The sequence below is a fragment of the Rhodothermales bacterium genome (assembly GCA_034439735.1).
GTDB lineage: Bacteria > Bacteroidota > Rhodothermia > Rhodothermales > JAHQVL01 > JAWKNW01.
Genome location: JAWXAX010000090.1, coordinates 21,043 through 38,363, shown reverse-complemented (window position 1 = coordinate 38,363; position 17,321 = coordinate 21,043). Strand labels below are relative to the sequence as shown.

Sequence of the window (17,321 nt, the reverse complement as noted above, 5' to 3'; positions counted from 1 at the left end):
TCATTACAAAGCCGACTCGATCGCGCCGGGCCATGCATACCGAACTGACGCCGGAATTGTTGCTGCGCGCCTACGCCATGGGCGTTTTCCCGATGGCGGACGATCGGGAGGGCGGCGCCATCTACTGGTATGCACCCGATCCTCGCGCCGTGCTGCCGTTGGATGCTTTCCGGGCGTCGAAGAATCTGCTGAAGCTCGTGCGCCAGGAGCGGTTCGAAGTCGTTTCAGATCGCGATTTTGAGGGCGTGATGCGCGCCTGCGCCGATCGGCCGGCTACGTGGATTTCGGAAGAGATCGTGACCGCGTACACCGCCCTGCATCGTCGCGGCAAGGCGCACAGTATCGAGTGCTGGCTGGATGGTCGGCAGGTCGGCGGGCTCTACGGCGTGGCCATAGGCGGCGCCTTCTTCGGGGAGTCCATGTTCTCTCGCGAGCGCGATGCCTCCAAAGTCGCGCTGGTTCATCTCGTCCGACAGCTCAATGCGCTGGGTTATACGCTGCTGGATACCCAGTTCACCACCCCCCATCTCGTGCGGTTTGGTGTAGTCGAAATCCCGCGCGACGCATATGATCTGCGGCTTCAAGCCGCGCTGAACGTGCATCCGCGACCCTGGACAACCGAAATCTGTTAGATGATCATGCTTCGACCTTCCTTCGTTTTTGTTGTCGTGTTGATGCCGGGTATCCTGGCCGCCGGCTGCCAGCAGGAGTCCGCCCCGGTTACCGGGGCATCGTTACCCGTCGTTCAGGTGGCTGCCATAGCCCCGCCCGATAGCGCGACGGCGCGCCGGTTTGAGACGGCGATGGCTTTTGCGCGGGCGAATCGACTATCCGAAAAGCCTATCGGCGAGATCATGCAGGCGCTCGGGGAAACGCTTGTGGAGACACCCTACGAGGCCGGCACGCTGGATCGTAACGAGGAGGAGACGCTCGTGGTAGGCTTCATGGGTTTCGATTGCGTCACCTTCGTCGAATCCATGCTCGCCATGGCGCGTGGGATCCGCGACGAGGCGTATAATTACGCGTCGTTCGCCCGCCACCTCACCGAGCAACGCTATCGCGACGGGCAGCTTGAGGGTTACTGTAGCCGGCTCCACTATTTTTCGGAGTGGATTGAGGACAACGGACGGCGTCGGATCGTCGCGCCCCTCACCGAGTCGTTGGGAGGCATTCCGCTCGAGAAATCGCTTACGTTCATGAGCGAACACCGGGCGAGTTATCCGCAACTGGTCCGCAGCGACAGCCTGTTTGGCGAACTCCGGACGATCGAGGGCCGGCTGCAGTCGCTGCGCCTGACGTACATCCCGCAGGAGCGTATCCACGAGGTATACGAGCGGCTGCAGGCGGGCGACATCGTGGCGCTGGCGACGGATATCGAGGGGCTGGATGTCGCGCATACGGGTCTGGTGTATGCGTTTGGCGACGGGCGCATCGGGCTGCTGCATGCGTCGACCTCCGCCGGGGTGACGGTTTCGCCGGATCTTCAATCGTACGTGGAAAACAATCGGCGTCAGATCGGTATTGTGGTGGCGAGACCGTTGTAACGCCCCTCCGGGATTCCCATTTCAGGCTTTGTTACGACTATGGATGTGATCAAACGGATAGGTGTCTACACCAGTGGCGGGGATGCGCCGGGGATGAACGCCTGTCTACGCGCCGTCGTTCGCACGGCGCTGGCGCACGACCTGGACGTCCTCGGGATCCGGCGGGGGTATGCCGGCATGATCGACGGCGACTTCGTGGAAATGGATGCCCGCTCCGTTTCCCACATCCTCCAGATGGGCGGAACGATCCTGAAAAGCGCGCGCTCGGACGCGTTTCGGACGAAGGAGGGCCGGCAAAAGGCCGCGGATCGGTTGCGTGAGGCCGGCATCGAAGGCCTGGTGGGCATCGGTGGGGACGGCACGCTGCGTGGGGCGGCCCTATTTTTTGAAGAACACGGTGTGCCTACTGTAGGATGCCCGGGTACCATCGACAACGATTTGTTCGGCACCGACGAAACGATCGGGTACGACACGGCACTCAATACCGCGATCCAGAACATCGATCGGATCCGGGATACGGCCGACGCGCACGACCGGCTCTTCATCGTCGAGGTGATGGGGCGCGACGCCGGTTTCATCGCGCTCAACTGTGCGATCGGCGGCGGGGCGGAACTGGTGCTCATTCCCGAGACGCTGACGGACATGGACTCCGTGAAGGACCGGATTTTTTCGCTCATGTCTGCTCAGATGCGTTCCTCCATCGTCATCGTGGCCGAGGGCGAAGAGTTTGGCGGCGCGACGCGTATTGCGGAGATGCTGAAGGCCGATCCGGCGTTCGACGCCATCGATCTGCGTGTGTGCATCCTGGGCCATACACAACGGGGCGGTTCGCCGAATGCGCGGGACCGCGTCCTGGCCAGCCTTCTCGGCTCGCATGCCGTCGAGGCCCTGCTCGAAGGCCATGCGAATGTGATGGTCGGGATCGTGAACAACGAAGTGAAACTCACCCCCATGCGGAACGTGTGGAGCCGCAAGAAAAACATCGATTACGAATTGCTCAAGCTCACGCAGTTGATCAGCTGAGCACGACCCTGACCCATGAAACACTACCCGCCCGTCGGAGAAGTCGAAGGTAAGAAGAAACACGTTGAGGCGATGTTCGATGCGATAGCGCCTCGCTACGATCTGTTGAACCGGCTGTTGAGTGGCGGTATCGACCGCGCCTGGCGTAAGAAGGCGGTGGCCTGGCTGGCCGAATACAAGCCGAGGCGCATCCTGGACGTGGCGACGGGGACGGCGGATCTGGCGATCGAGGCGCGTTCGATCGAGCCCGAAAAAATCGTGGGGGTAGATATTTCGGAGGAGATGCTGCGTATCGGTCGCGAGAAGATCGCCCGGCTGGGGTATACCGACGAGATCATGCTGCAGCGCGGCGATGCGGAGCGGCTGCCGTTTTCCGATCGGCAGTTCGATGGGGCGCTGGTGGCCTTCGGGGTACGTAATTTCGAGGACCTGAAGGCCGGCCTGAAAGATATCCGCCGCGTGCTGAAGCCCGGGAGTGCGTTCGTCGTGCTCGAGTTCAGTCAGCCGACGCTGTTTCCCGTGAAGCAGATCTACCAGTTCTATACCCGGTTTTTGCTTCCGCGCATCGGCGGGGCCATATCGAAGGACAGTGGGGCCTACAAGTACCTGCCGGATTCGATCGCCGCGTTCCCCTCCGGCGAAGCCTTCTTGCAAGAGTTGCGCCAGGCCGGCTTCACCGATGTCGCCGCCCGCCCGCTGACGCTGGGGATTGTGTCGCTGTATAAAGGAGTGGCGTAGGAAGGTAAAAGGTAAAAGGGTAAAGTAAAAGGGTAAAGTAAAAGGTGATTGCTAATGGCAAGTGCTGGCCTGCATCCACCATGCCGATGCCTGTTCTGACACCGTACTTCTCGCTTTTTCCTTTTACCTTTTTCCTTTTCACTTTTTCCTTTTCACTTTTTCCTTTCTCAGGCTCCATTCTGCGCGGACTTCTTGTCCAGGAATTTGATCAGCCGCACTTCGTTGATGCCGTCGTCGTATTCGTATTCGACGCGATCCATCAGCCGGCGCATGATGTGGACGCCGAATCCGCCGGCGTGGCGTTTTTTGGCGAGTTCGAAGATGTTGGGTTCAGCATACTCCGATGGCTTGAAGGAATACCCATCGTCGCGGATGCGAATGGTGCATTGGTTGCCCTCCAGGATGACGCTGATGTCCAGCACCCGCGTTTCGTCTCCGCTGTAAGCGTGTTTGATGACGTTTGTACACGCTTCGTCCACAGCCACCTTGAACTGCTCCACCGACTCCAGCGAGAAGCCGGCCTCAACGGTGTGCGTTTCCACAAAACGGCGCACCTTTTCCAGATAGCGCGTCGAACTGGGAATGGAGAGTTGGTAAGTTGAGCGAGCCACGGAAGTTACATGGATAAGTGGGCTGGTCGCAGGGTGGAGGCGGGAGGAAACAGGCTTACGTGCGATTAAAGCGTGCGATGGCTTCGGCTTCGGTATCGACGATGTCGAACAGCATCGGGAAGCCCAGCAAATCGAACACGTTATACACTTTGGGTTGGAGGGCAGCGATCTTGATGTCGCCGCCTTTGGCTCGCAGTTCTTCAATATAGGCCATGAACACGCCGAGGCCGGCGCTCGAGATATACTGGAGATTGGCGCCGTTGACGACAATCCGGTACGTAGCCTCGTTCTTGCATTTCTGGATCGCGGCTTCGAGTTCGGAAGCCGTATGGGCGTCGAGTTCTCCATTGAGATCCAGCACCTCGATAGTTGTGTTGGATCGGAATCCGACTGAAAAATTGCTCATCGCTTTGGGTGTCTTATCGTTGCTTCAACAAATGATGGCGGTAGACGCCCGCTCAGGGTTTAGCGCCGAGCAGCGACACCGGGGGCGTCGCCGTTCGTTGCTGGCTGGAGGCGTGGCCGCCGGTGGGCACGTCGATCCCATGCCATTTGAAGACCATGAGCGTCATATCGTCGTCGTAGGGTTTGGGCCCCACGAACTGTTGTAGGTCCGTGATCAAGGCATCATGCAGGCCGGCGGCTTCTTCGTCTCGGTGGCGGCGCATCGCCTCGAGCATGCGGTCGTAGCCATACTCCTCGCCCAGGAGATTTCGGCTTTCGACCAGGCCGTCGGTGTACAACACAAACGCGTCGCCCGGTTGGAGCGGCACGGTGACCTCCTGGAGCGATCGCTCGAAGAGCCCGCCCCGATCGAGCCCCAGCCCGATGCCGTCGGGGCGAATATACTTCGCTTCGCCGTGCAAATTGATCGTGGCCAGCGGGTTATGGCCAGCGCGAGCGAACACGAATTCTTCCCGCTGGATGTCCAGGATACCATAAATCAGCGAGATAAATACGTTTTTGTCGAGCGAGTGCGCAAGGGCGGCGTTGGCATGACGGAGGAAATCGATCGGGCGGGGGGCGAGCCGGCTGACCGACTGGAAGATGCCCTGCATCACCGCCATGTAAAACGCGGCGGAGGCGCCTTTGCCGGAGACATCGCCGATGACGACGCACAGACGGTGTTCATCGAGCTGCAGGAAGTCGTAATAATCCCCGCCCACCTGTTGGGCCGAGACGTTGGAGGCATACACGCTGAGACCCTTGAAGCGCGGCAGGCACTGCGGGAGCAGCTTGCGCTGTACCTCGCGCGCGATATCCAATTCTCGCGCGAGGCGTTCTTTTTCGATCTGCTCCTTGAAGAGCCGGGCGTTATCCAGCGCGAGGGCCGCCTGGGCGGCGAACATGTGGATGGACTCGATGTCGTCTTTCTCGAAGCCGTGCGCTACCTCTTTGGTAACGAACAACGCCCCCAGCATTTCCTCCCGCGCCACGAGCGGGACGGCGAGCAGGCTGCTGAAGCCGTCGCCGGGTCGTACGTTCAACCGATGGTCCGTGGAGGCCTGCTCGAGGTAGAGCGAAGTCCGCGACGCACTGAGTTCGCCGTAGAGCGCCGCGATGTCCATCAGCCGGGTAACCCGATTCGGGGTGATGTTCGCCGACGCTACAATGTCCGGTTGGAGCGACCCTGATTTGGGATCGGCTATGGCCAGCCAGCCGGTATCCGCTGTGCCGGCTTCGACCGGTGACGAGGCTACGGTGGTGTACAGCTTCTCGGGGTCGAACGCCTGCGAGACCAGATTGGTCAGGGACTGCATGACCACGCGTTCGTGGGTGCGCCGTTGGAAATCGCCCGTGGTAGGGAGATGGAAGAGGAGCAGCAACAACGACGCCGTCGTGTACATCACCCCGAAACCCAGAACGAGCATTACGAAGAGGTACAGGACGTAGTTGTAGTAGAGCACGTAGACCCGAAGGTCCGAAAGGAACGGCAACGGATTGGCGATGGACGTGATGCCCAACCCGATCAACAGGAACAGCAGCAGCAGCATCGATAACCCGATGCTGATCATTTTCTCCTGGAACGTCATGTATACGATCCAGGAGGCCCGAAACGAGTTGACCATCATAAATCCGATGGCGGGGATGAGGGCGACCAGCTGGTAGATGTCGGGATCCGACTGGGGCGATTTCATGAATGCCGTCGCCGCCGAAAGGCCGAACAGCGCCATCATGATCTGCCAGTTGCGCTGGCTGAGCTTTGTCCGCTTAAACAACACGAGGCTGCCGATGCGGATCAGCACGTAAAAGGCGAAGATCGACCCCAGGAGACTCAGCAGGTTGATCTTGATGACCGTGACAAACACACGCGGCACGCCGGTGTAGTAGTCGAATTCACCCTCCGCCTCATAAAGGTCCAGCAAGACCTCGTCGACTTCGCGGCCGATGGAGGTGATGTAGCTGGCGATGGCAATAAAAATCAGCCCGAAAAAGAGGATCGTCCAAAATACCCGCGCCGGCGAGGTGGTTCTGCGCTGGAAGCGGAAGGCCAGGAGGAGCCCGATCGAGGCATAGCCGACGATCACCATCACATTGTAGAGCACCGACACGAAGAAGGTCGGTGGCGCCCCGGCCCTCATGGCCATGACATGGTAGATGAAGCCCAGCACAACACTGCCGGCCGCCACGATCAGCAGCGCAGTACGCCCAGCCCGCGAGTCCAATTTCGACCAGCGCGTACTGTCTACTGCTTTGGCTAGGAATTGAACGGGCATGTGAGGCGCCTGGAGGCGAAGATCGGAGCGCGGGCCATAGGCGAGTTTTCGAACCCTTCCTCCTACTGCCCAGCATGTGATTTGTTACACCTGATGCGGAACCGGTCACGCTTCAAGCTACATCAGGAGAGGGACTTTCGCATCCCTCCGAGGGCCCGCGAAAAACCCGGCCGGCGGTAACTTCCAGCCAGTCGGCTCGTAGCAAGGGCATGCTTCACACTCGGCCGGATCCCCAAAGCGCTCATGGAAAAGAATAAAGTCGTTCGTTGGCAGTTGATGGCACTCGCCGGCATCACTGTAGTACTGCTCGTGCGCGTCATTTTGGGGCCACCTTCGCCCGATGGTCTCGTAGTCATGGACGACCTCGGCGCCCATGAACTCCACGAGGAGTCATTTTCGCTCGCCACGCGGACTCGCCTCTCCATACACGCGGTCGGCGCCTACGATCACCGCGCCGGCGAGACGCGACAGTTGGCCGCCTACGCCTGGATTCTGGACCGCGCCTCGCGGGAGCCTGTCTGGAAAATGGACCCCGGCACGAATACGGTGGCCGGCCGCGGGCTGCTGGCGCAGAGCGACGACTCGCTTGTCCTCCCCGCCGGGGAATATGGGGTCTATTTCGCGTCTTACGGCGGCTTTCTTTCAGGCTCCAGCCTCGGCCAGCCGTCGAATACGCTCTTCGATCGCCTCCTGACACGGCAGCGCTGGCAGGACGATGCCCGGCGCTGGCAGGTGGTCATCGACGCCACGGACGACGCTGGCAAAGGCGCCACGGCGGACCATCCCGCGGACGACCCGGCCTTCTCGTCGGATAACCTCCTCTGGGCCGCCACGGCTGTGGGTAATGCCGAGACCCGCTATACCCTGTTTCGCCTCAAGGAGGCCGTTTCGATGGGCATCCGGGCCACCGGGGAGATCACCAGCGAAGCCAACGATACCGGGTGGATCGAGGATGTAGGGACCGGCCTGAAGGTGTGGCAGATGTCGGCCGACGGCACCCGTCCCGCCGGCGGCGCTCCCGAGAACCGGACCGTCACCGAGGCGATCGTTTTGCCCGCGGGGATCTACCGGGCGGTGTACCATACCGATCAGACCCACGCCTATGCGGAATGGCTCGCGAATCCTCCCTTCGATCCCGAGAGCTGGGGCATGTCCCTCTCGATCACACACCCGGAGCAACGCGCCGCCCTCCAGACGATCGACCCCTGGACCGATAGCGTGCCGCTCGTCGCCATGGACCGCGTGGGCAACGATGCGTTTAAAGTATCCTACTTCACGGTCGACGCACCGTCTGTGTTTATGGTCTACGGCATGGGTGAACTGACCGAGCACGACCGCTTCGACTACGGCTGGATCGAACGCGTGCCGGCCAATCGGATGGGCGCGCTGACAAATAGAGATGTCAGTCCCGATCCCTCCCAAAGCCTGTGGGAAATGACGTATGACGTCAGCCAGCATGCCGGCGGGAGCGACGACAATCGAGAGCAATTCGACGTCCTTCGGCTGGCGCCGGGCGGCTATGCGTTGTACTACGTATCGGACTACGCCCACGCCCACGGTGACTGGCGTCGGGATCGTGCCCGCCATTCTGATCGGTGGGGAATTTCCCTCTTTGGATTCCACGCCGATACCCCTCCGCCCTTCACCCCTCAGGGCACATTCGACCTGAATCCGGACGCAGAAGTCGCGGTCGAGGTCACGCCCGAGCCGGCCCTGCCACCCATGCCGCCGATGCCGGCGATCGCGGCTTTCCAGCCGTTGCCGGGTAATGTGCTGATCTCGTTGTCATCGGTCGGAAGCAACGAAACCCGAGAAATGGCGTTCGAGCTCTCCGGCAAGACCGTGCTCCACATCCGCGCCATGGGCGAAATCTCGCTGAGCGGCGGGTTGTACGACTACGGACAGATCCTTCGAGAGGAGGACCAAACCGTGGTGTGGAGCATGAGCCGCGACAACACCACCCACGCCGGCGGCGGGAATGCCAACCGCATGTTCGAAGGTGGAATCGTCCTCGAAGCCGGTCGGTATCTCGCTCGGTACGAAACGGACGGCACCCACGCCTTTGGCGATTTTGACAACGACCCGCCGACCCACCCCGAGGCCTGGGGCCTCGTGATCAGCCGCATCCATGAAACCCCCTGACCGCTTTTGACTACCGCTCCCCATGTAGACACCTCGTCCGGCGATACGGTCGAGCTGACGTTTATCGCCGCGCCTGACGAGCAGGAGGTGTTGATCGCCGAACTGGACGCGCGCGGTTTTGTCGCTTTTTTGCAGGAGGATGATCGCTTCAACGCTTACGTGCCGGCTTTGGCGTGGGACGAGGCCCGTCGGGCGGCGCTTTTCGCCGGTCTGGACGATGCCGGCCTTCCTCGTCCCGGTGAAGAGCGGCGCATCCCGATGCAGGATTGGAATGCCCCCTGGGAGGCGTCGATCGAACCCGTGGCCGCCGGCCCGTTTGTCGTCCGCGCCAGCTGGCACCCGCCGATGGCGTCCGAGGCGCACCCGATCGAGTTGGTGATCGACCCCAAGATGAGCTTTGGCACCGGGCACCACGAAAGCACGCGTCTCATGCTGGGCCTGGCCCCCGGGATCGTCGCCCCCGGCATGCAGGTGCTAGACGCCGGCACCGGCACGGGCATCCTCGCCATCGCCGCCCAGAAACTCGGCGCCGCGCGGGTGGTCGCGTTTGATAACGACCCCTGGATTCTGGACAATGCCCGCGAGAATGTGGCGGCCAATGCGGCGGGTGGGGAGGTGGAGGTTCGTATCGGCGAATTGGATGTGATCTCGGATGCCTGGTTCGACGCGATCCTTGCCAATATCCACAAAAGCGTGCTGATCGAGTATCTGCCGCACCTGGCTCGTAAGCTACGGCCCGGCGGAGCGCTGGCGCTGGCCGGCCTGCTGGTGGTCGATCGGGAGGAGATGCTCGCCGAAGCCGAGCGTAACGGGTTTTCGCTCGTACACGAAGCGCGTGAAAACGCCTGGTGGGCCGTGCATCTTACGTTGAGCCCGGCATGATGTCGACTTTTCCGGCTACGGGCACACCGGATCGCGTCGCGACGATCGATGTAGGCACCAACACCGCGTTGTTGCTGGTAGCCGAACGCACGGGCGACGGCCTCAGGGTCTGCGCCACCGAGGATCGCTTTGTCCGCCTTGGCGCCGGTGTCGACGAACACCGCCGGATCCAGCCCGAGGCTATGACCCGGCTTCGTGAAGCCCTACTCGCGTACAAAACCACCGCGGCCCGATGGGGCGCATCAACCATCATCGTCGCCGCGACGAGCGCTTCCCGGGATGCGAAGAACAGTCAGGAACTGGTCGACTTCGTCCGGGACGAGACCGGGCTGAGCTACGAGATTCTTAGCGGCGAGGAGGAGGCGTTGTGGAGTTTTAACGGCGCACTCTCAGACCTGCCTCCTCGGCCCGGGTTGGTCGCTACGCTCGACATCGGTGGGGGATCGACGGAGCGGGTGGTCGGCGCCTGGGATGCCGCCGCCGGCGTGTGGCGCGTCCACGACGCCGTCAGCTTCGACCTGGGGGGCGTCCGCCTGACCGAGCGTTTCTTTACCTCTCAACCGCCGGCGCCGGCCGAGATCGACGCCGCGGCCGCGTGGGTGCGGCAAACCCTGGCTACGGCCGATCTGACTGTCCCCGAAGACACGCTACTGCTCGGCGCATCCGGCACCACGACCTCGCTCGCCCTGATCGCGCAGGGCGTTAGCCGCTGGGAGGATCTACCGGACCCGCGTCCGGTGCTGCGTCTTGAGGACGTCGAGCGCTGGCGCACCCGGTTGATGGCCCATTCGTTCGAGGAAGTGCTGGCCATCAATCCGGCCGTTATGAACGGGCGGGCGGATGTGTTTCCGGCCGGCCTGCTCATCCTCGAAACCGTGATGCGGCTCTCAGGAACGCCCACGATACGGGCGGCGCACCGCGGCCTCCGCCACGGGCTGGCGTTGCGTCACTGGCGGGGCCTCGCCGGCGTGTAAGACGGAACAAAGCCCACGGGCCTAGGTCCCACTCGGCGCTCAGGTGCACCTCTTCCACCACGACTTAAACGAGCCTCCAGAGCTATCGAGATGGCGCCCAACCCCGCATCAATCCTCCGTGCCTTACGAACGGTCATCGACCCCTCGAACGGGCTCGACCTGGTGCGCAACGACCGCGTCCGAGACCTTCAGTTGGGCGAAAATCGCGTTTCGCTGACGCTGGTATTGTCCGACCCCGGCAACACATTCGGGGCCCAGGCCGTCCGGCTGGCGACCGACGCCCTCACGCGCGAGTTGGGCGCCGGCGTGGACGTGGCCGTGGCCCTGGATCATGAGATGATCTCGCTCGGAATGGGCGGAACGCCGGCGGATGCGGGCCGGCCGGGGCGGGTTGAATTCGGGCGGACGAGTACGATCGCCGTGGCGTCGGGCAAGGGAGGCGTGGGGAAAAGCACGGTGGCCGTGAACCTGGCGGCATCCCTCGCGAAGCAAGGCTTCGCCGTGGGGCTCGTCGACACCGACATTTACGGTCCGTCGATCCCGACGATGTTCGGCATCCAGCATGAAAAACCCCGCGTGAACGCGGACCGCAAGATTGTCCCGATCGAACGCTACGGCGTGCGGCTCCTCTCGATGGGGTTATTGGCGGACACCGATCAGGCCGTAATCTGGCGGGGTCCGATGGTATCCGGTGCCGTGCGCCAGTTCCTGGCCGACGCCGCGTGGGGGGATCTCGATTACCTCATATTGGACCTGCCGCCGGGCACCGGCGACATCCAGCTGACCATCGTCCAGACGCTCGACTTGACCGGCGCGATCATCGTCTCCACGCCGCAGGATGTCGCCCTCGCCGATGCGAAGCGGGGGGTCTCCATGTTCCAGAACGTACACGTCCCTGTGCTGGGCATTGTGGAGAACATGGCGTATTTCACGCCGCCGGACCTGCCGGATCGGAAGTACTATCTCTTTGGCCAGGGTGGCGCCCGCCGGCTGGCCGAAACGCTCGACGTGCCGTTCCTGGGCGAAGTGCCGATCGAGCAGAAGCTGCGAGAGAGCGGTGACGCCGGCGTGCCGATCGTCATAGCCGATGAGGAGGGGCCGTCGGCGCGCGCCTTCAAGGGCCTGGCCGAGCAGGCGGCTACCCATATCGCGTTGCATCGGGCCCGAAAATCGGCCCAGACCCGCGTTGAAATCCTCTACCGCTGATCTTTCTTGACCCGCCCCTGGGCATCCTTCAACGATGCCGTGTAGTCCTGTCAAAAGGCTAATCGTTTCTTAATGCGTGTCGGCTAATCGAGCCGAAACCTCGCGAGCGCGGGCTCGTACCCGGCGCAGTCCGGCCGTTCGCGCCAGGCATTCCATCTGCCAATCTGTATTCATGACGTATAGATCGTTTGTTTTTCTCTTCCTGGTTTCGCTTCTCGCAGTCCCCGCTTTGGGTCAAAATACAGCGTCGATCAGCGGATTCGTCAAGGATGCCACCTCCGGTGAGACGCTGCTGCTGGCCAACGTCGTCCTGCTCGACACCGATTATGGGGCCGCGACGAACAACAGCGGCTATTATGCCATGAACGGGTTGCCCGCCGGCGATTATATCGTCATCGGTACCTACATCGGCTATCAGCCGCTCCGCATCCCCGTCACGCTCCAGCCGGGGCAGGCGCGCCGGCTGGATATCGAACTGTCCCCAGAGAGTGTGATGCTCGAAGGCGTCACCGTGACGGCGGAGAAAGAATTGGAGGAGGAGATCCGGCGGATCGGCGTGACCCAGATGACGACCGAGATCGTCCGCCAGGTGCCGACCATCCTGGAGCCGGATGTATTCCGCTCATTGCAGCTGCTACCGGGGGTGAAGGCGGCATCGGACTATTCCAGCGGCCTTTACATCCGCGGCGGGAGCCCGGATCAGACGCTCATCTTGCTGGACCGGACGACCGTCTACAATCCGACCCACTTTTTTGGCTTTTTCTCCACCTTCAACCCGGACGCGATCAAGGATGTGCGCCTCTACAAGGGCGGATACCCCGCGGAGTACGGCGGCCGGCTCGGGTCGGTGGTCGATATCTACAACAAAGACGGCAACCGCCTGAAAACCCAAGGCGGCCTGAGCCTGGGCCTGCTCGCGAGCCGGGCAATTCTGGAGGGACCCTACAAGAAGGGATCGTGGATGCTGGCCGTTCGGCGCTCCACGCTGGAGCCGCTCCTCGGCGCGTTGCGCAAGGCGGATGTCGACGGGATTCCCGATGGATTCTACTTCATCGACGTCAACGGGAAACTGAACTTCGACGCCGGCGAAAACGACCGGCTGTCGGTCGCCTTTTACGGCGGCACCGACGAGCTGGACCTGCCGTTTGTCGACGACGCCCGCATCAAACTGGCGTACGGTAATCGGACGCTGAGCACGAACTGGACGCATCTGTTTAACCAGAAGCTGTTCTCCAACTTCACCCTCACCTATTCGCGGTACTTCAACCGGCCGCTGTTTAGCATCGCCGGCAGCGAATCCAGCCGTACGAACAACGTATACGACCTGTCGGCGAAGGGCGACTTCGAGTACATCCCGAACGAGCGCCATCAATTCGAAGTGGGCTTCTGGAGCGGGATGTTCACCCTCCGGCTGCGCGACACGTTCGACGATGTTGTCGGGCTCGAGGAGCGCATCCAATCCCCGTATCTCTCCGTGTACGCCCAGGAGATCTTCCGCCCGAAACCCGACTGGCAGATTCAGGCCGGCCTGCGGGCCAACTACTTCGATCAGGGCCGCTATTTCCGGCTCGAGCCTCGTCTCTCGGCCGAGCATCGGCCCGACGAAAATATCCGGCTACAGTTGGGGTACGGACGGTACTACCAGTTCCTGACGCTGATCTCCAGCGAGCTTTTTTCGGGCTTCGACCTCTGGCTCACGACCGACGACGGCGTGGAGCCGGCGTACGGCGACCAGTTCGTGGCCGGGCTCAAGACCAACATCGGGGCAGACCTCCAGGCCGATGTCGAGGTCTATTACCGTACCATGCGCCAGCTCTTCCAGCTCGATCCGTTCCTCCCGGACGCGGCCGGCCTGGCGTATTCGGATCTATTTACGTTCGGCGAGGGCTTTGCCTATGGCACCGAGCTGCTGCTCCAGAAGCCAAAAGGCCGGTTGAACGGGTTTATCGGGTATACGATCGGCCTGACAAAGCGGCGTTTCCCGGACATCAACAACTTCGATTATTACCCACCGAAGTACGACCGCCGGCACGAGGTGAACATCGTGGGCAATTACAGCCTGTCCCGGAAGTGGAGCCTCACGAGCGTCTTTAACCTCGCCTCGGGCCAGGCCTATACCGAGCCGGCGAGCCAGTACCGGCTGGTGGACGACCCGTTCACCAGCGGCAGCGTGGACGTGCTCATCAGTCCGTTTAACGACGCCCGGCTGCCGATGTATCACCGGCTGGACGTAGGTTTTGCGCGAAAGGGGAAGTTCTTCCGCTTCGCCGAGTCGGAGCTCCAACTCCAGCTCATCAACGTCTATAACCGCCGGAATATCTGGTTCTACTTCTTTGAATTCGAAGACGACAATACCGTCACCCGAAATGAAATTCCCCAGATTCCCGTACCCATTCCCAATGTCTCCTTCAGCATTCGTTTCTAGCCGCGTAACCGGAGTAATGATGGTGGCGCTGGTGTTGCTGGCCGGCTGCGACAGCACGTCGCCGTCCGACCACATCCCCGAAGTTGTCGTCGAGTCCTACCTCCTCGTCGGCGAGCGTATGCCGGAAGTCCGCGTGAGCCGTAGCACGGACGTGGACGAGGTGTATGTGTTTGAGGAAAACGCCATCGGAAACGCTACGGTGCGGATCCTGCTGCTGGCGGCGGATGGTTCGATAGATGTCGTGTACGATTACTCCGCCCTGAACCAGGAGCCCGGTGTGTATCTGCCCTCGTCGGTAGACAACGTACTGCCGGAACGAACCTACCGGCTCGAGATCCAGGTCCAGGGAGAGGCCCAGGCGGTGACGGCGGAGACGCTTGTGCCGGGCGCTTTCGAACTCGTGAGTGCGAATGCGGACACCATCGTGTATCAGGGCGCTAGCCAGCTCGAGCTGGATGTGACGCGCAGCGTGTATGCCGGCCGGCAGAGCATCTACATCTTCTCGACAGAGTCGCTTCAGCCCAATGCCGAGTTTTTGACGCCCTTTTATCGCGATGTCGCCGGCGACGACGAGGACGATGTCGCCGGCCTGCGCATCACCAATTCGCCCTTGATCAACGAAGCCAACTACGTCGCCAATCCGGATGGCACGTTGACCATCAAGTTGCCGTGGATCGCCGTGGCTTTTTATGGGGAGAATCGGCTGACCGCCAGTGCGTTGGACGATAATCTGTACGACTTCATCCGGACCCAGTCCGTCCAGCAGGTAGGGTCGTCGCTGTCGCCCGGGGAGATTCCGAATGTAATCGAGCGGGTTGATGGCGGCACGGGGGTGTTCGGGAGTTACGCCCGTTCCTCGTTTGTTGTCAACATCGTCCCGAACCAGACCCCATAAGGTACGATGGGCGATGCGAGCCGTCTCCAGGCCCTTACCGCGTTATTCGCCGGCCTCGACGCGGCCGAGCGGCTCGAGGTACTGACCGACTACGCCGGCCGGCTGCCGCCGCTGGATCCAACCTGGGCGGCGGCCCGCGACGCCGGCCTGCACCTCGTGCTCGAGTGCCAGGCGCCGGTATTTTTTGTGGCGTTCTGCGCCGAGGGGTGTGTGCGGATCCATGCTGACGTGCCGGCCGAGGCCCCGGTCGCCCGCGGTTTTGTGTCGATGTTGATCGAGACGTTTGACGGGGCCGATTGCCAGGAAGTACGCGACGCCCCCGAGGATCTGCTCGGCGTCCTGGGCCTGGCCGTGGCGTTGGGTATGCGTCGCCGGCAGGGGTTGGGGGCGATTTATAGGCGGCTGAAGGAGGCGGGTTGACGGAGTATGGGAAGGAGGAGCGTCGTCACCCCCCCCCAGCCTACCCATCCCCGCAGACAGCGAGCAACTCCGCGAGCATCATCGCCGTGGCGCCCCAGATGGAGAGGCCGTTGACGGCGAATACCGGGACGTCCACCGTCTGTCCGTACACCAGCCGGGGTTCATAGGATCGGGTCGCGGGGAGGCGGAGATCGGCAAGGCGGAGGGTATGGATGAGCGTCACCTCGGAGGGTTGGAGGACCAGGTTTTTGGGGGGCGTCTCCAGAACGCCGACAAAGGGGTAGACGCAGAAATTCGAGACCTGGATATAGAGCGGAGAGAGGGCGCCGAGCAGTTCGATGGCGTGGGGTGGGAGGCCGATTTCCTCGTGTGTTTCGCGGAGGGCCGTCTGGTGGAGGGGTTCGTCCGGTTCGCTGCTGCCGCCGGGGAACGAGATCTGGCCGGCGTGGCGGTTGAGGTCGTGCCGGCGTTCGGTGAGAAGGATGGCCGTGTGGTCGCCGTCGGGGAAGAGGAGCGCGAGGACGCCGGCGCTGCGGCAGGGTTTTCCTTCGATGCTGAGTTTATCCGGCTGGCTACGGTACGCTGGCGCCATCGTCAGGTGGGCACCGGCGCCGGGCAGTGGGCGCGTGAGGCGGGAGCGGAGGTGCGCGACAAGCACGTGGAACGGACGATCGGCCATAGGAGGGGCTCGGGCGCCAGAGCAGCCAGGGCATCCAGAGTATCCGGCGAGCCGAGGAAGAGGTAGGCGCGGTAGGGTCGAGCGAGAACCTGCGAGGGCTGCGTGTGGATCCCAAACGTAGGTGGATCAGCCTTCGGCGTCAGGCGTCTCTTCGAACGCAAACATCTCGTAATCGGCCTCGATACTGAAGAAGAGCGTAGAGACGCGGGAGCGCCGGCGGGACTGGACATGTCCCTGGAAGGTGCGGCTGGCGGGTAGGTCCACGCCGTTTTCGCGGCGGTAGTGGGTGACGGTGGTCAATTCCGCGCGGCGGTTGACGGATGAGGAGCGGGTGCGGGTGAGCCGGCCGGATTTATCGACCCACATCGTAATGCGCTGGTAGAGCGTGCCGCCGTTGATCGGCACCATTTCAATACGGTAGTGAACCGCCTCGTCCAGCAGTTCTTCCTGCACGGAGCCGGCGGGTTTCATGTATTCGAGGAGGTCCATCGGCAGGGCCGGATCCTGGATGAGCGAGGCAAACGGCTCGCCCAGCAGCCCTTCCCACTCGGTGAGAAGCGCATCGGACTCCGGTTCCGAAACGGGCCGGCCGTCACTCATAAAACTCAAGATATCGATCTGCCAACCGGGCTGATCGGGGTAGCCTAGGAGGCTAAGGTCCACCGACGTACTCCACGATCCGGTCGGGCCATCGAATCGCGAATCGAGTCGCTCCTTAACGCTGATGCGCTGTATGGTGCGGCTGTTTTGTCGTTGCAAGGAGCGCCATGCCTGGTACAATACGCGCGCTTCCGTGCGAGAAGGTGGATTCGCCTCGGCTACCGTAGGGCCTGTGCGGGTTTCTTGCGTCCTTGCTGGAGGGGTAATCCACAGGACGAGAAACAAGCCCATCACAAAAGAGAGGCGTTTCATCATATACGGGTAATGATTGCAGTAAAATGCACTTCATGATACCATAATATGCCCGCAAGAGGTGTCACGGATCTATCACGGTTATTTGGTTTTTTGCGGAGTAGATGAGTGATGGATCGACATCATTTATATTGGAAATACAGCCTCGGCCCC

Annotated in this window: 16 protein-coding genes; 11 read left to right on the top strand and 5 right to left on the bottom strand. The window is 61.9% G+C overall.

Annotated features, from left to right (window positions below):
• Window positions 1–32 precede the first annotated feature (32 nt).
• From aat to ubiE, 4 genes are read left to right on the top strand one after another with little or no spacing between them, the layout of a single operon-like run.
• Window positions 33–632: a leucyl/phenylalanyl-tRNA--protein transferase gene (gene aat, locus SH809_07450; GenBank protein MDZ4699524.1), complete on the top strand. Its 600-nt coding sequence runs from the start codon at window positions 33–35 to the stop codon at window positions 630–632.
• A 6-nt stretch (window positions 633–638) separates the two neighbouring features.
• Window positions 639–1,544: a DUF1460 domain-containing protein gene (locus SH809_07445; protein ID MDZ4699523.1), complete on the top strand. Its 906-nt coding sequence runs from the start codon at window positions 639–641 to the stop codon at window positions 1,542–1,544.
• 39 nt (window positions 1,545–1,583) lie between these two features.
• Entirely contained in the window at window positions 1,584–2,567 is a 984-nt protein-coding gene (pfkA, locus tag SH809_07440) for a 6-phosphofructokinase (protein MDZ4699522.1), read from the top strand.
• 15 nt (window positions 2,568–2,582) lie between these two features.
• Window positions 2,583–3,305 carry a bifunctional demethylmenaquinone methyltransferase/2-methoxy-6-polyprenyl-1,4-benzoquinol methylase UbiE gene (gene ubiE / locus SH809_07435; GenBank protein MDZ4699521.1) on the top strand — a complete coding sequence of 241 codons (723 nt, stop codon included), beginning with the start codon at window positions 2,583–2,585 and terminating at the stop codon, window positions 3,303–3,305.
• Window positions 3,306–3,472: 167 nt separating this feature from the next.
• Here ubiE and SH809_07430 read toward each other — a convergent pair whose 3' ends face one another.
• Genes SH809_07430 through SH809_07420 form a run of 3 tightly spaced genes read right to left on the bottom strand, consistent with a single transcriptional unit; the run spans window position 3,473 to window position 6,546 of the window.
• Window positions 3,473–3,916, bottom strand: a complete 444-nt coding sequence (locus tag SH809_07430; protein MDZ4699520.1) for an ATP-binding protein — start codon at window positions 3,914–3,916, stop codon at window positions 3,473–3,475.
• A gap of 55 nt (window positions 3,917–3,971) precedes the next feature.
• On the bottom strand, window positions 3,972–4,322 hold the full coding sequence (locus tag SH809_07425) for an STAS domain-containing protein (GenBank protein MDZ4699519.1): 351 nt from the start codon (window positions 4,320–4,322) through the stop codon (window positions 3,972–3,974).
• Between the two features lie 52 nt (window positions 4,323–4,374).
• The gene (locus tag SH809_07420; protein ID MDZ4699518.1) at window positions 4,375–6,546 is read right to left on the bottom strand and encodes a GAF domain-containing SpoIIE family protein phosphatase; all 2,172 of its coding nucleotides are present in this window, start codon (window positions 6,544–6,546) and stop codon (window positions 4,375–4,377) included.
• A gap of 330 nt (window positions 6,547–6,876) precedes the next feature.
• Between SH809_07420 and SH809_07415 the strand changes: the two genes are divergently transcribed.
• The 7 genes from SH809_07415 to SH809_07385 all read left to right on the top strand — a co-directional run bounded on the left by SH809_07415 (window position 6,877) and on the right by SH809_07385 (window position 15,577).
• Window positions 6,877–8,775, top strand: coding sequence for a hypothetical protein (locus SH809_07415; protein MDZ4699517.1), 1,899 nt, complete (start codon window positions 6,877–6,879; stop codon window positions 8,773–8,775).
• Window positions 8,776–8,781: 6 nt separating this feature from the next.
• Entirely contained in the window at window positions 8,782–9,657 is an 876-nt protein-coding gene (gene prmA / locus SH809_07410; GenBank protein MDZ4699516.1) for a 50S ribosomal protein L11 methyltransferase, read from the top strand.
• Complete coding sequence (locus SH809_07405; GenBank protein MDZ4699515.1) at window positions 9,654–10,631, top strand: exopolyphosphatase; 978 nt, start codon at window positions 9,654–9,656, stop codon at window positions 10,629–10,631. The genes prmA and SH809_07405 overlap by 4 nt, the downstream gene beginning before the upstream one ends.
• 90 nt (window positions 10,632–10,721) lie before the next feature.
• Window positions 10,722–11,837, top strand: a complete 1,116-nt coding sequence (locus SH809_07400; protein ID MDZ4699514.1) for an Mrp/NBP35 family ATP-binding protein — start codon at window positions 10,722–10,724, stop codon at window positions 11,835–11,837.
• 229 nt (window positions 11,838–12,066) lie between these two features.
• On the top strand, window positions 12,067–14,262 hold the full coding sequence (locus tag SH809_07395; GenBank protein ID MDZ4699513.1) for a TonB-dependent receptor: 2,196 nt from the start codon (window positions 12,067–12,069) through the stop codon (window positions 14,260–14,262).
• Entirely contained in the window at window positions 14,237–15,157 is a 921-nt protein-coding gene (locus SH809_07390) for a DUF4249 family protein (protein ID MDZ4699512.1), read from the top strand. The genes SH809_07395 and SH809_07390 overlap by 26 nt, the downstream gene beginning before the upstream one ends.
• 6 nt (window positions 15,158–15,163) lie before the next feature.
• Window positions 15,164–15,577 (top strand): SufE family protein, encoded by a 414-nt coding sequence (locus SH809_07385; GenBank protein ID MDZ4699511.1) that lies wholly within the window; start codon window positions 15,164–15,166, stop codon window positions 15,575–15,577.
• Between the two features lie 40 nt (window positions 15,578–15,617).
• On the opposite strand, the gene SH809_07380 is transcribed toward SH809_07385, so the two are convergent.
• The gene (locus SH809_07380; GenBank protein ID MDZ4699510.1) at window positions 15,618–16,256 is read right to left on the bottom strand and encodes a CoA pyrophosphatase; all 639 of its coding nucleotides are present in this window, start codon (window positions 16,254–16,256) and stop codon (window positions 15,618–15,620) included.
• Window positions 16,257–16,382: 126 nt separating this feature from the next.
• A complete protein-coding gene (locus tag SH809_07375) occupies window positions 16,383–16,919 on the bottom strand; it encodes a hypothetical protein (protein ID MDZ4699509.1) in 537 nt (178 codons plus the stop codon).
• Window positions 16,920–17,321: the final 402 nt, after the last annotated feature.

Coding starts and splice junctions, on each gene's coding strand:
- aat (MDZ4699524.1), top strand. CDS start 33: ATGCATACCGAACTGACGCCGGAATTGTTGCTGCGCGCCTACGCCATG.
- SH809_07445 (MDZ4699523.1), top strand. CDS start 639: ATGCTTCGACCTTCCTTCGTTTTTGTTGTCGTGTTGATGCCGGGTATC.
- pfkA (MDZ4699522.1), top strand. CDS start 1,584: ATGGATGTGATCAAACGGATAGGTGTCTACACCAGTGGCGGGGATGCG.
- ubiE (MDZ4699521.1), top strand. CDS start 2,583: ATGAAACACTACCCGCCCGTCGGAGAAGTCGAAGGTAAGAAGAAACAC.
- SH809_07425 (MDZ4699519.1), bottom strand. CDS start 4,322: ATGAGCAATTTTTCAGTCGGATTCCGATCCAACACAACTATCGAGGTG.
- SH809_07415 (MDZ4699517.1), top strand. CDS start 6,877: ATGGAAAAGAATAAAGTCGTTCGTTGGCAGTTGATGGCACTCGCCGGC.
- SH809_07405 (MDZ4699515.1), top strand. CDS start 9,654: ATGATGTCGACTTTTCCGGCTACGGGCACACCGGATCGCGTCGCGACG.
- SH809_07400 (MDZ4699514.1), top strand. CDS start 10,722: ATGGCGCCCAACCCCGCATCAATCCTCCGTGCCTTACGAACGGTCATC.
- SH809_07390 (MDZ4699512.1), top strand. CDS start 14,237: ATGTCTCCTTCAGCATTCGTTTCTAGCCGCGTAACCGGAGTAATGATG.
- SH809_07385 (MDZ4699511.1), top strand. CDS start 15,164: ATGGGCGATGCGAGCCGTCTCCAGGCCCTTACCGCGTTATTCGCCGGC.
- SH809_07380 (MDZ4699510.1), bottom strand. CDS start 16,256: ATGGCCGATCGTCCGTTCCACGTGCTTGTCGCGCACCTCCGCTCCCGC.